The sequence below is a fragment of the Streptomyces sp. NPDC006435 genome (assembly GCF_040612315.1).
Classification (GTDB): Bacteria; Actinomycetota; Actinomycetes; order Streptomycetales; family Streptomycetaceae; genus Streptomyces.
The window spans coordinates 170292-183290 of sequence record NZ_JBEXPY010000010.1; the positions used below are offsets into that span (position 1 = coordinate 170292).

10 protein-coding genes and 1 pseudogene are annotated in these 12999 nt (G+C 73.3%); 4 read left to right on the forward strand and 7 right to left on the reverse strand.

The genetic code is table 11. From position 1 onward, the window contains the following. Window positions 1–12 precede the first annotated feature (12 nt). A pseudogene (locus ABZZ04_RS13875) lies at window positions 13–1107 on the forward strand (serine hydrolase domain-containing protein); the annotation flags it as partial. Window positions 1108–1489: 382 nt separating this feature from the next. Here the strand turns inward: ABZZ04_RS13875 and ABZZ04_RS13880 are convergent. From ABZZ04_RS13880 to ABZZ04_RS13890, 3 genes are all read right to left on the reverse strand, one after another. Then, the gene (locus tag ABZZ04_RS13880) at window positions 1490–2515 is read right to left on the reverse strand and encodes an EamA family transporter (RefSeq protein WP_356932407.1); all 1026 of its coding nucleotides are present in this window, start codon (window positions 2513–2515) and stop codon (window positions 1490–1492) included. After that, the gene (locus tag ABZZ04_RS13885; protein ID WP_356932408.1) at window positions 2512–3258 is read right to left on the reverse strand and encodes a TetR/AcrR family transcriptional regulator; all 747 of its coding nucleotides are present in this window, start codon (window positions 3256–3258) and stop codon (window positions 2512–2514) included. Before ABZZ04_RS13885 ends, ABZZ04_RS13880 begins: the two co-directional genes overlap by 4 nt. A gap of 170 nt (window positions 3259–3428) precedes the next feature. Further along, window positions 3429–4106, reverse strand: a complete 678-nt coding sequence (locus tag ABZZ04_RS13890; protein WP_148838865.1) for a helix-turn-helix transcriptional regulator — start codon at window positions 4104–4106, stop codon at window positions 3429–3431. 286 nt (window positions 4107–4392) lie between these two features. On the opposite strand from ABZZ04_RS13890, the gene ABZZ04_RS13895 reads away from it, so the two are divergent. Then, window positions 4393–5838, forward strand: coding sequence for an NCS2 family permease (locus ABZZ04_RS13895; protein ID WP_356932409.1), 1446 nt, complete (start codon window positions 4393–4395; stop codon window positions 5836–5838). Between the two features lie 99 nt (window positions 5839–5937). Here ABZZ04_RS13895 and ABZZ04_RS13900 read toward each other — a convergent pair whose 3' ends face one another. The 3 genes from ABZZ04_RS13900 to ABZZ04_RS13910 form a co-directional block, all read right to left on the reverse strand. Further along, complete coding sequence (locus ABZZ04_RS13900; protein WP_356932410.1) at window positions 5938–7587, reverse strand: phospho-sugar mutase; 1650 nt, start codon at window positions 7585–7587, stop codon at window positions 5938–5940. A 109-nt stretch (window positions 7588–7696) separates the two neighbouring features. Further along, a complete protein-coding gene (locus ABZZ04_RS13905) occupies window positions 7697–8521 on the reverse strand; it encodes a purine-nucleoside phosphorylase (protein WP_356932411.1) in 825 nt (274 codons plus the stop codon). Between the two features lie 101 nt (window positions 8522–8622). Further along, window positions 8623–9060 carry a gamma-glutamylcyclotransferase gene (locus ABZZ04_RS13910; RefSeq protein WP_148838869.1) on the reverse strand — a complete coding sequence of 146 codons (438 nt, stop codon included), beginning with the start codon at window positions 9058–9060 and terminating at the stop codon, window positions 8623–8625. A gap of 305 nt (window positions 9061–9365) precedes the next feature. Here ABZZ04_RS13910 and ABZZ04_RS13915 point away from each other — a divergent pair, with 305 nt between their 5' ends. Continuing rightward, window positions 9366–10805 carry an NAD(P)H-quinone dehydrogenase gene (locus ABZZ04_RS13915; RefSeq protein WP_351833837.1) on the forward strand — a complete coding sequence of 480 codons (1440 nt, stop codon included), beginning with the start codon at window positions 9366–9368 and terminating at the stop codon, window positions 10803–10805. Window positions 10806–11006: 201 nt separating this feature from the next. Beyond that, a complete protein-coding gene (locus ABZZ04_RS13920) occupies window positions 11007–11987 on the forward strand; it encodes a DeoR/GlpR family DNA-binding transcription regulator (RefSeq protein ID WP_356932412.1) in 981 nt (326 codons plus the stop codon). A 125-nt stretch (window positions 11988–12112) separates the two neighbouring features. On the opposite strand, the gene ABZZ04_RS13925 is transcribed toward ABZZ04_RS13920, so the two are convergent. Further along, window positions 12113–12712, reverse strand: a complete 600-nt coding sequence (locus ABZZ04_RS13925) for a TetR/AcrR family transcriptional regulator (protein ID WP_356932413.1) — start codon at window positions 12710–12712, stop codon at window positions 12113–12115. Window positions 12713–12999: the final 287 nt, after the last annotated feature.

Here is a 12999-nt window from a genome sequence, read left to right on the forward strand (position 1 = left end):
CGGGGGAACTCCATGCGCTTTTCCTCACGGCGGGCCGCCGTGTCCACGGCCGCCTCGCTGTTCTGCCTGCTCCTGCTGCTCCTGTGCATACCGGCCGCCCCGGCCGGTGCCGCGCCCGCGGACCCCGCGGCGCCGGTCGGGGCCGAGCGCCTCGCCGCGATCGACTCCTACGTCCGAGGCCGGATGAAAGCCACCGGGGCGCCCGGGATCGCCTACGCGGTGGTCGGCCCCGACGGGCCGGTCCACCGGAGGTCCTGGGGGAGCGACGGGCGGGGCGATCCGGTCACGGCCGACACCCCGTTCCTGTGGGGCTCGGTCGCCAAGCCGGTGACCGCGACCGCCGTGCTGACGCTCGTGCAGGACGGCCGGCTCCGCCTCGACGACCGGGTCGTCGACCATCTGCCGGACTTCCGGTTCGGCGGCCCCGGACACGCCTCCCGGGTCACGGTCCGCCACCTGCTCGCCCAGACCGCGGGTCTGCCCGAGTCGGCCACCTTCGCGGTCGCCGACTGCTTCGACGCCGACTGCCCCGGCCCGGCGGGGCGCGTCGGCGCGCTGGACGACGTACGGCCGCTCGGCCCGCCCGGCACCCGGTACGCCTACACCAGCGCCAACTACCTGGTGCTCGCCGCCGTGGTCGAGTCCGTCACCGGCCGCCCCTTCGCCGAACACCTCCGGCGGTCCGTGCTCGACCCGGCGGGCATGGGCGGGGCCATCGCCGACCGGGCCTCGGCGCGGAGGCGGGACCTGGCGCCGGGGCACCAGTACCTGTGGGGCCGGCCGGCCGCGATCGCCGACGGCGTGGACGACGGCGGCGCGGCCTACGGCTACCTGGGCGGCGACCTGAACGACCTCGCCGCCTTCGCCTCGCTCCAGCTCCGGCAGGGCAGGACCGCCGACGGCCGCACCGTGCTCACCCCCGGGTCCGTACGGCTGACGCGCGAGGAGAACAGGACCGCCGACGGCGCGGGCACGGGGTACGGGCTCGGCTGGCGGGTCGGCGGGCTCGACGGCCCGCTCGACGACGCCGTCTGGCACACGGGCGGGACCCCCGGCTACTCGGCGATGCTGTTCCTGCTGCCGGAACGGAACCTCGCCCTCGTCCTCGAACAGAACCTGTACGGGCTCCTCCAGGACGAGGCCGTCATGGAGGTCGGCTTCGGCGCCGCCCGCATCCTCGCCGACGGCCGGACACCCGAGGACGGCGCCTCCCCGTCCCTCTACCACTGGGCGGTGTGGGGGACCACCGGGCCGGCCGCGGCCCTGGTCCTCGCGGCCGGGCGCTCGGCCCTGCTCCTGCGCCGCCGCCCGGCTCCCGCGCCGCGCCGCACCGTTTCGACCGTGCTCTGGTGCCTCGCGGGCGGGGCGCCCCTGATCGCCCTGGCCCCGGTCGCGGACCGGATGGGCCCGGGGCAGCTCGCGGACTGGGTGCCCGACGTCGCCGTCTCCCTCTGGACCGCGGTGGCCGCCGGAGCCGTGACCGCACTCCTCAGAATCGCTCTCGCGGTACGCGGCGCCCGCGGCCGGGGGACGGGACCGGGGCCGGTTCCGGTGGGCGCGGGCCGGTCCGCCGTCCCGCACGCGGGCGGCGCAGGGGGCGGGAGGGGGTGGTCAGGACGCCGAGACAGGCGATGACGAGCGCGATCCCGACCCAGCCGAGCGCGGGCAGGTGCTCGCCCACGACCAGGACCGCGAGCACGGCGGCCACGGCGGGCTCCAGCAGGGACAGGGTCGTCGCGGTGCTGACCGGGACGCGGGACAGGCCGAAGCCGAACAGGACGTACCCGGTGAACATCGGCACCAGCGCCATGTAGATGCCGACGCCCGCGTTCGTCCAGGAGGCGAGCAGTGGTGCGCCGGTGGCCAGCAGGACCGGTACGAGCATCAGCCCGCCCAGCCCGAACACCGCGCCCATGGCCGCGCGCGAGGCGATGCCGCGTGTGATGAGGCGGTGCGCCGCCCACGCGTACACGGCGTACGTCGCGCCCGCGACCAGCCCGAGCGCGACGCCGACGACGGTCCGCCCGGCGGAGCCCGTACCGCTTCCCGCACCGGCCCGCGCGGCCTCGGCCGCGCACAGCAGCACGGTGCCGGTCAGGCCCAGCGCGGCACCGGCCGTCCAGCGCCGGGACAGGCTCCGCCGGTCGGCGACCCGCTCCAGCAGGGCGGACGCCAGCGGGGCCGAGCCGATGGAGACGACCGTCCCCACCGCGACCCCGGCCAGCCGCATCGAGGTGTAGAACGCCAGCGGGTACAGGGCCACGCCCGCCCCGCCGAGGAGCACCGTCCGCCACCGGGCCGCCAGCGCCGCGCGGTCCCGCACGATGCGGCGCCCGGCCAGCAGGGCCTGGAGCAGTCCGCCCGCGCCCATCGCCGCCGCGCCGATGGCCAGTGGCCCCACCTGTGGCGCCAGGGTCGCGGCGGTGCCCGTGGTGCCCCAGAGCACCGAGGCGAGCAGCACGGCGAACACGCCCGCGCCCGCCCCGGCGGCGTGCCCGTGGGCCGGGCGGGTCACAGCCCGTCCACCAGGGACGCCGCCATGGCGCGGGCGCGCCGCATGCGGGTGCCGTCGCCCTCCAGGCCCGCCCGCACGATGGCCCCTTCGAGCAGGAACGCCAGGTGCTCGGCCGCATCCCGGACCTTCTCGTCGAGCGCGTCCCCGGCCCGGGCTTCCTCGTCCAGGGCTCGCCCGGTCGGGGTCTTCGCGCCCTCGGCGTTCTCGTCCCGGGCGTTCTCGTTCTCGGCCTTCTCGTCCCGGGCCTTCTCGTCCTGGGCCTTCTCGTCCCGGTCGGACAGCAGCTCCCGGAGGTGGGTGACGAGCAGGCCCTCGACCTCCTCCTTGTGCCGGCGCACCACGGCCCGGCCCTCGTGCCCGGTGGGCAGTTCGGCGGCGGCGTTGAGCAGGCCGCAGCCGCGGAAGCCGTGCTCGTAGGCGAGGCCGGCGTGGTCGGCGTAGGCGTCGAAGACGGCCAGTACGGCGTCCCGGGGGGTCCCGGTGTCGGCCAGCCGCCGTCGGTAGAGGCCGAGCCACTCCTCGTGCCGGGCCCCGAGGTAGGCGGTGACGAGGTCGGCCTTGGAGTCGAAGTTGTTGTAGAGGCTCATCTTCGCCACGCCGGCCTCGGCGGTGATCGTGTCGATCCCCGTCGCCGCGACGCCGTCGGCGTAGAACCGGCGCGCGGCGGCTTCGAGGATGCGCCCCCGTGCCGGCCCCTGGCGTCGCTTCACCGGCCGCTTCCCGGTGGTCCCGGCCTCGGTCATGACTGCCCCTTCCTTAATTGGGTAGACCAGTCTACCCAATCATGTGGGCATGCGCCTTTCAGGGCGGTGGGGGGAAAGGGGGTGGGGGGAAGGTGGAGGGCCGGAGGGGCGGACCGTGTGCGGCGGGTGCCGCCCGGTCGTCATGCCGGACGGCAGCCGCCGTGCACGGTCTAGGACTCCGGGACCAGGGACCAGAAGCGGTCGACGATGCCCTCGATGTAGCGCCGTCCGTCCTCGCCGGAGGCGCTGGCGCCGCCGGCCCGGCTGAGCGTGGCCGCCATGAGGCCCTGGTACTCCTGATGCATGGTGCGCAGGGGGTCCTGGAGGCTGCGGCGGTCCGCGGAGACGAGGCGGGCGATGGGGCGGATGTGGGCCTGCCAGCGGGTGGAGACGGCCTCGGTGAGGAGTTGGGCGAGCTCCCCCTCACGGCCGGTGATGGCGATGAAGTCCCGCGGCGGGAGGTTGAAGAGGGTGCCGAGTTCGGCGGAGTGCCGCTTGTCGCCGGTCCAGACGCCCGTCTCCTCCATGTGGCGGTAGGCGTCCAGGGGAAGACCGGTGGCGCGGGCGACGTCCTCGGCGGCGAGTCCGCGGGCCAGCCGGTGCTCGCGCAAGGTGTGGGGGGTGCCCATGAGTTCGCCGGGGGTGCACCACAGGGCGGCGGCCAGGGCGGCGACTTCGCCGTCGGCCGGCAGAGCGGTGCCGCGTTCCCATGCGGTGATGTGGTCGGGGGTTATGTGGGTCATTCCGTATGAGGCGCGCATGCCGTAGGCGACGTGACCGGGTGCCATCCCGAGTTTCTCGCGCAGGATGCGGGCGGCGCGCGCGTTGAAGGGGAGCGGTGGATGCACGGGCCGAGACTAAAGACTTACCCCTGGTCAATTCCAGAGGGTGCTTTCGCTTTCTTCCTATTTTTGTGGGACAGGTCGCCCGGTTTTTTGCAGGAACGGGCACGGGGCGTGTGGGCGAGTCAACTGGAGAAAGCTGCAAACAGCTTGAGGTCGAATAGTCGCCGCGTATGATCCGCTCGCAAGACGCCGCATGTGTGTTCGCACCGCCGACTGCCACACGCTCCCGGCGTCGTTGCGATTTTTCCCCCTTTTTCCCCCTCCCCAGCAGGTCCAGGAGACAGCAGTCATGAAGACCAGCGCGACAGAGCCGGTGCGCGAGCCGGCAGCCGCATCGGGCGGCCCGCTCGACCGGTTCTTCCGAATAAGTGAACGTGGTTCGACGTACGGGCGTGAAATACGCGGCGGGCTCGCCACATTTTTCACCATGGCGTACATTCTCGTGCTCAACCCGATCATTCTCGGCAGTACCGAGGACAAGTTCGGCGAACAACTGGATGCCGCCCAACTGGCCACTGCCACAACACTAGTTGCTGCGGTGATGACCGTGATCATGGGTGTGGCGGGTAACCTGCCGCTCGCCCTGGCCGCGGGTCTGGGCCTGAATGCCGTCGTCGCGTTCCAGATTGCTCCTCTGATGAGCTGGGACGACGCGATGGGCCTCATCGTGCTCGAAGGTCTGCTGATCTGCGTCCTGGTGATGACCGGTCTGCGCGAGGCCGTCATGCACGCCATCCCGCAGCCGCTCAAGCAGGCCATCAGCGTCGGCATCGGTCTGTTCATCGCCTTCATCGGCTTCGTGGACTCCGGGTTCGTCACCCGCGTCCCGGACGCCGCGAACACCACCGTGCCCGTTCAGCTCGGCACGGGCACCCTGACCGGCTGGCCCATGCTGGTCTTCTGCCTCGGCGTGCTGGTGACGATCGTCCTCCTGGCCCGCAAGGTGAAGGGCGCCATCCTCATCAGCATCGTCCTGATGACCGTCCTCTCCGTCATCATCGACGCGGTCGCCGACGTCAAGACCTGGGGTCTGACCGAGCCCGCGCTGCCCGACAAGCCCATCGCCGCCCCCGACTTCGGGCTCCTGGGCAACTTCGACCTGTTCGGCTCGTTCGGCCAGGTCAGCGTGCTGACCGTCATCCTGCTGATCTTCACCCTCATCCTGTCGGACTTCTTCGACACGATGGGCACCATCGTCGGCGTCACCGCCGAGGCGGGCCTGCTCGACGAGCGCGGCCAGGTCCCCGGCCTGGGCCGGGTCCTGCTCATCGACGGTGCGGCCGCCGTCGCGGGCGGTGCCGCCTCCGCCTCGTCCGCCACCACCTACATCGAGTCCGCGGCGGGCGTCGGTGAGGGTGCGCGCACCGGTTTCGCCAACCTGGTCACCGGCGGTCTGTTCGCCCTCGCCCTCTTCTTCACCCCGGTCCTGACGATCGTGCCCCTCCAGGCCGCGTCCCCCGCCCTCGTCGCGGTCGGGTTCCTGATGATGACTCAGGTCAAGCACATCGACTGGGACCGCTACGAGCTCGCCGTCCCCGCCTTCCTGACCATCGCCGTCATGCCGCTCACGTACTCCATCACCAACGGCATCGGCGCGGGCTTCGTCTCGTACGTGATCATCAAGGCGTGCCTGGGCAAGGCCCGCGAGGTGCACTGGCTGCTCTGGGGCACCGCGGCGCTCTTCCTCGTCTACTTCGGCATCGACCCGCTGGAGCAGCTGCTCGGCATCAAGTAACCCGCACGGACGCCCGTACGGCCCCCGTACGGACGGAAACGCGCCACCGGGGCGGTCCCGACTCCCGTCGGGCCGCCCCGGTGGCGCGTCGCCTCGTGCTCAGATCCCGGCCGCGGCCGCCAGGTCGCGCTTGATTCCGGCGAGGAGCTCCGCGCCCTTCTCCCGGGCCGCCGGCAGCTCGTCCGCCGAAGCGACCGGCACCACGACCTCCAGGTAGCACTTGAGCTTCGGCTCGGTGCCGCTCGGGCGGACGATCACCCGGGCGCCCTCCAGCCGGTAGCGCAGCCCGTCGGTGGGCGGCAGCTGCCCGCTGCCCCGCGAGAGGTCCTCGGCCGAGACGACGGGCAGCCCGGCGAGCGCGGTCGGCGGCTGCTCGCGCAGCCGGCGCATGGCGTCCGCGATGACCGACAGGTCCTCCACCCGGACCGACAACTGGTCGGTGGCGTGCAGCCCGTGCGCGACCGCCAGGTCGTCGAGGAGGTCGAGGAGGGTGCGCCCCCGCTCCTTGAGCCCGGAGGCCAGTTCGGCGACCAGGAGCGCGGCCGTGATGCCGTCCTTGTCGCGCACTCCCTCCGGGTCGACGCAGTAGCCGAGCGCCTCCTCGTACCCGTAGCGCAGCCCCTCCACGCGGGCGATCCACTTGAAGCCGGTCAGCGTCTCCTCGTGGCCGAGGCCCGCCTTCGCGGCGATCCGGCCGAGCAGCGAGGACGACACGATCGACTCGGCGAACACCCCGCTCGCGCCGCGGTCCACCAGGTGCGCGGCGAGCAGCGCGCCGACCTCGTCGCCGCGCAGCATCCGCCAGCCGCCGCCGGCCGCGGGGTCCGGGACGGCGACGGCGCAGCGGTCGGCGTCCGGGTCGTTGGCGATGACGATGTCGGGGTTCTCGCGGCGGGCGGTCGCGAAGGCGAGGTCCATCGCGCCGGGCTCCTCCGGGTTGGGGAACGCGACGGTGGGGAACGCCGGGTCGGGCTCGGCCTGTTCGGCGACGAGCACCGGGGCGGGGAAGCCCGCCCGCTCGAAGGCCGCCGTCAGCACGGACGCACCGACTCCGTGCATCGCCGTGTACACGACGCGGGCGGTGCGCGGCGATCCGGCGGCGAGCACGGCGTCCGTACGGGCCAGATAGGCGTCCAGCACCTCCTCGCCGAGGGTCTCCCAGCCGTCGTCGGGGCGGGCCACGCCGTCGAGCGGGCCGACCGCGGCGATCTCGGCGGCGATCTCGCCGTCCGCGGGCGGGACGATCTGCGAACCGTCGCCGAGGTAGACCTTGTAGCCGTTGTCGCGCGGCGGGTTGTGGCTGGCGGTCACCTCGACACCGGCCACGGCGCCCAGGTGCCTTATGGCGTACGCGAGCACGGGGGTGGGCAGCGGGCGGGGCAGGACCGCCGCGCGCAGGCCCGCGCCGGTCATCACGGCCGCGGTGTCCCGGGCGAAGTCGGCGGACTTGTAGCGGGCGTCGTAGCCGATGACGACGAGCCCGCCGTTCTCTCCCCGCGCCTTCAGGTACGCGGCGAGGCCGGCCGCGGCGCGGATGACGACGGCGCGGTTCATCCGCATCGGCCCGGCGCCCAGTTCGCCGCGGAGCCCGGCCGTGCCGAACTGCAGCGTGCCGGCGAACCGTGCGGCGAGTTCGTCCGCACTCGCGGCGGACCCGGATTCGAGGAGCGCGGCGAGTTCGTCACGGGTCTCGGGGTCGGGGTCCTCCGCGAGCCACGTCCTGGCCCGCTCGATGAGGTCCTGCTGCACGGCGTCCGCCTTTCTGCGGTCTGCTTCGTGGATGGGGCGCGGACCGGCCGCGACCGGTCCCGGAGTCCGCCGGGTGGCCCCGACCGGGCACGGCCGCCCGGCGGATGTCTCAGATGCGTTCGAGGACCCGGGCCAGCAGCGCGCCCATCCGGGTCGCGGAGTCCCGCCCGGCCTGGAGCACCTCCTCGTGGTTGAGCGGCTCGCCGCTCAGCCCCGCCGCCAGGTTCGTGACCAGCGAGATGCCCAGCACCTCGGCACCGGCCTCGCGCGCGGCGATGGCCTCCAGCACGGTGGACATGCCGACCAGGTCGCCGCCCATGACCCGGACCATGTTGATCTCGGCGGGCGTCTCGTAGTGCGGGCCGGGGAACTGCACGTACACACCCTCTTCGAGGGTGTCGTCGACCTCCTTGCACAGCGCGCGCAGCCGCGGCGAGTACAGGTCGGTCAGGTCGACGAAGTTGGCGCCGACGATCGGGGAGGCGGCGGTCAGGTTGATGTGGTCGCTGATCAGCACCGGCTGACCGGGGCGCATGCCCTCGCGCAGACCGCCGCAGCCGTTCGTCAGGACGACGGTCCGGCACCCCGCGGCGACGGCGGTGCGGACCCCGTGCGCCACGGCGGCGACGCCCCGGCCCTCGTAGAAGTGCGTGCGGCCGAGGAAGACCAGCACCCGCTTCTCACCGATCCGGTACGAGCGGATCGTGCCGCCGTGCCCCTGCACGGCGGGCGCCGGGAAACCGGGCAGCTCGGTCACCGGGAACTCGGCCTCCGGGACGCCGAGCGCGTCGCCGGCGGGCGCCCAGCCGGAACCCATCACGAGCGCGACGTCGTGGGTCTCGGCACCGGTCAGCTCGCGCAGGCGGGCGGCGGCGTCGGCAGCGGCGGCGTGCGGCTCGCCCTGGATGTTGTCCGGAATAACTGATGCGTTCACGCGGATGAGGGTAGCCGGTGATTCCCTACGCGCGTAGATGCCCATGCGTGGAGTGCGCACGCGTTCCTTCGTACGTTCATACAAATGCGCTGGTCCGGGGGTCAGCAGGGGCGCTTGCGCAGTTCCATCACATAGTCGTGCGGTGCGCCCGCGGACTCCGCGGCGTCGGCGATCTCGCCGAGGTAGCGGGCGGACGGCAGCCCGCCCTCGTATCCGTTCAGCACGTACATCCAGGCCGGCTCCTCGCCGTCCAGGGTGTGCACGCGCACCCGCATCCGCCGGTAGATGTCCAGGCCGACGCCCTCCCACCGGTCCATGGAGTCCTCGTCCATCGCCGCCAGGTCGTACAGCGCCACGAAGACCTGGGAGCGGGGGGCCTCCACCACCGTGGCGAGCGCGCCCTCCCAGCCCATCTGCTCCCCGCCGAAGGTCAGCCGCCAGCCGTTGAGCCAGCCGGTACCGCGCAGCGGGGAATGCGGTGCGCGGCGCGTCATCAGCCGCGCGTCGAGGTTGCCGGCGTACGCGGCGTAGAGCGACATGGCATCGAGGGTACGGGAGGGGACGGGGGGAACGTCGATACCGGGCGGAAGATCCCCCGAGGGGGCCGCCTCCCCGCGGCCGGCCCACCGCGCGCGCCCGGCGCACGCGCCCTCCGGGCCGGGCCCGCCCACCGGCGCCCGGCCCGGCCGGGCGCGCCCCGGCGCCCGTATGGAGGGCCCCGGGGCGAAGCACCTTGGCGCGTGCGGGACAATGAAGTACGTACTGCATTCCCCGGGGCCACCCCCCGGACCCCCGGCCGGGGCAGCAGACGGCCGCGGGATCACACACGCGAGGCGGACTTTTCGTGACCCGGATCGTGATCATCGGCGGCGGACCCGGCGGGTACGAGGCGGCATTGGTGGGCGCCCAGCTCGGCGCGGAGGTGACCGTCGTCGACTGCGACGGCCTCGGCGGCGCGTCCGTGCTCACCGACTGCGTGCCCTCGAAGACCCTGATCGCGACGGCGGAGGTGATGACCACCTTCGACTCCTCGTACGAGGAGCTGGGCATCATCGTCGCGGACGACACCCCGCACATCGAGCAGGCGGCCCGCGTGGTCGGCGTCGACCTGGGCAAGGTCAACCGGCGTGTGAAGCGCCTGGCGCTCGCCCAGTCCCACGACATCACCGCCTCGGTCACCCGGGCCGGCGCCCGGGTGATGCGCGGGCGCGGCCGGCTGGAGGGCCTCCAGGCCGCCGACGGCTCCCGCACGGTCGTCGTGACCGCCGCGGACGGCACGGAGGAGCGGCTCACCGCCGACGCCGTGCTGATCGCGACCGGCGGCCACCCCCGGGAGATCCCGGACGCCCTCCCCGACGGCGAGCGCATCCTGAACTGGACCCAGGTCTACGACCTCGACGAGCTGCCCGAGGAGCTCATCGTGGTCGGCTCCGGCGTGACGGGCGCCGAGTTCGCGGGCGCCTACCAGGCGCTCGGCTCGCGCGTCACGCTCGTCTCGTCCCGCGACCGGGTGCTGCCCGGCGAGGACCCGGACGCCGCCGCCGTGCTGGAGGACGTCTTCCGGCGCCGCGGCATGAACGTCATGGCCCGCTCCCGGGCCCAGGCCGCCAAGCGCGTGGGCGACCGGGTCGAGGTCACCCTCGCCGACGGCCGGGTCATCTCCGGCTCGCACTGCCTCATGGCGGTCGGCGCGATCCCGAACAGCGCGGGCATGGGCCTGGAGGAGGCCGGGGTCCGGCTCAAGGAGTCCGGCCACATCTGGACCGACAAGGTCTCCCGCACCAGCGCGCCCGGCGTCTACGCGGCCGGTGACGTCACCGGGATCTTCGCCCTCGCCTCGGTCGCCGCCATGCAGGGCCGGATCGCGATGTACCACTTCCTCGGCGACGCGGTGGCCCCGCTGGACCTGAAGACGGTCTCCTCGAACGTCTTCACCGACCCCGAGATCGCCACCGTCGGCTACACCCAGGCCGACGTCGACGCCGGCAAGATCGACGCCCGGGTCGTCAAGCTGCCGCTGCTGCGCAACCCCCGCGCCAAGATGCAGGGCATCCGCGACGGCTTCGTCAAGATCTTCTGCCGCCCCGGCACCGGCATCGTGGTCGGCGGCTGTGTCGTCGCGCCCCGGGCGAGCGAACTGATCCACCCCATCTCGATCGCGGTCGACAACAACCTGACGGTGGAACAGATCGCGAACGCCTTCACGGTCTACCCGTCCCTGTCGGGTTCGATCGCGGAAGTGGCCAGGCAGCTGCACACCCGCAAGCGCGCCGGCGAGGCGTGACACCCCGGTCGACGAGGGACTTCCCGACCGGTCGTTCCCCGGCAACTCCCGGCACCCCGGGGGCTCCGGGGGGCGCCGTTCGATCAGTACGGGACAACAACGGGGCCTTCTATACCACTTGACGGTCACGCGTGTGCGCAACTTCCGTTAATCGGCGCAAACTGCTGAAAACGCTCGGGTGGTCACGTTACTGTCAGTTTCGTGTTCGCTGCAGAACGTCGTCAATTGATCCTCGAAATGGTGCGCGCCAACGGGGCGGTATCGCTCCGTGAGCTCGCCCGCGTCGTCCAGACCTCCGAAGTGACCGTACGGCGGGACGTGCGGGCACTGGAGGCAGAAGGACTCCTCGACCGTCGGCACGGCGGTGCGGTCTTGCCGGGCGGTTTCACGCGGGAGTCCGGCTTTCCGCAGAAATCCCATCTCGCCACCGCGGAGAAGACGGCCATCGCCGATCTGGCCGCCGGTCTCGTGGAGGAGGGCGAGGCCATCGTCGTCGGAGCCGGCACGACCACGCAGGAGCTGGCCCGTCGGCTCGCGCGGGTCCCGGGGCTGACCGTCGTCACCAACTCGCTGCTGGTCGCCCAGGCGTTGGCCCACGCCAACCGGGTGGAGGTGGTGATGACCGGCGGCACGCTGCGCGGTTCCAACTACGCCCTGGTGGGCAGCGGCGCCGAGCAGTCCCTCCAGGGGCTGCGGGTCTCGCGCGCGTTCCTGTCCGGGAGCGGACTCACCGCGGAGCGCGGCCTCTCCACGTCCAACATGCTCTCGGCGAGCGTGGACCGGGCCCTGGTGCAGGCCGCCGCCGAGGTGGTGGTCCTGGCGGACCACACGAAGCTCGGCTCCGACACCATGTTCCAGACGGTGCCGACGGACCTCATCACCCGCCTCGTGACGGACGAGCCCCCCGGCCACGACGACCGTGCCGCGACCGAGCTGCAGGCGCTGGCGGACCAGGGGGTGCAGATCGCCGTGGCCGGGGCCGGGAACGGCCCGGCCCCGTCCGAGCCCCTCCCGCACGGACGGCAGCCCCGCCGGGACATGCCGCTGCCCGGTCAGCGCCGTACGCACGGGGGCGGCGGCACCACCTCGGGGCCGAGCCCGCAGCAACTGCGGAGCGCGGCGGTGCTGGCGGACCAGGGCCAGGGGGACCGGGCGAGAGTCGCGGACCTGCGCCGCCGATAGCCGCACCGGCCGAGGGGCCATCGGCCGGTGCGGCGTCGTCCACGGGGCGACGGCATGCGGCGCACGGCATGCGGTGTGCCGCACGCGGCGGGGCCGTGTGCGGCCGCTGTGCCGAACGGCCGGGGTCAACTCCCTTCCGCGTTCGGCCCCTTCAGCCCCTGGAGGGTCAGCGTCAGCAGCCGGTCCGCCAACTCCGGGTCGTCCGGCGACTGCTCGGCGGCCAGGGCGATCGCGTTCGTCAGCTGCATCAGGTCGTCGATCGACACGTCCGGCCGCACGGCCCCGCTCGCCCGCGCCCGCGCCAGCAGCGTCGCGCCCGCCTCGCGCAGCGGCACGTTGCACTGCGAGAGCGCCGAATTCTTGTCCCGCGACGTGGACATGAGCGCCTGGGCGACCCCTCGGTACTCACCCGCGTGAGTGATGATCGCGCGCAGCCACTCCACCAGGCCCCGGCAGGGCTGTTCGACCCCGGCGAGTTCGTGGGAACGGGCGATCAGGGAGGTCAGGGCCTCCTGGAAGACGGCGTTCATCAGCGCGTGCCGGTTCGGGAAGTGCCGGTACAGCGTGCCGATGCCCACGCCCGCGCGCCGCGCGATCTCCTCCAGCGGCGCGTCGGTGCCGTGCTCCGCGAAGGCGGCACGGGCCTCGCACAGCAGCCGGTCGTGGTTCCGGCGCGCGTCGGCGCGCATGGGCCGGACCGGCGTCCGTGCCGTACTGGTCGTCATCGCGCGGTCCTCCCGATCTCGGCCCCGGGGTCCAGGATGCCACCGCGAGCCCGGCGGCCCCGCCACGAGGCGCACACCCGGAACGATGCCCGGGGCCTGCCCGCGCGGCCGAGCGGAAACGGCAGGGGCCCCGCTCGGCCGCGTACGGCTTCGCAGGGCCCCGGTGGTGCCACGGGTGTCGCGGTCGGGTCGTCAGTCCTTGATCTCGCAGATGACCGCGCCGGAGGAGATGGAGCTGCCGACCTCGGCGGTCAGGCCCTTGACGGTGCCGGCGCGGTGGGCGTTCA

What these genes read in the sequence shown, in the direction of transcription:
- ABZZ04_RS13910 (WP_148838869.1), bottom strand. Translation starts at nt 9,060, where the DNA reads ATGTCGCTCTACGCCGCGTACGCCGGCAACCTCGACGCGCGGCTGATG.
- ABZZ04_RS13885 (WP_356932408.1), bottom strand. Translation starts at nt 3,258, where the DNA reads ATGACCGAGGCCGGGACCACCGGGAAGCGGCCGGTGAAGCGACGCCAG.
- ABZZ04_RS13925 (WP_356932413.1), bottom strand. Translation starts at nt 12,712, where the DNA reads ATGACGACCAGTACGGCACGGACGCCGGTCCGGCCCATGCGCGCCGAC.
- ABZZ04_RS13895 (WP_356932409.1), top strand. Translation starts at nt 4,393, where the DNA reads ATGAAGACCAGCGCGACAGAGCCGGTGCGCGAGCCGGCAGCCGCATCG.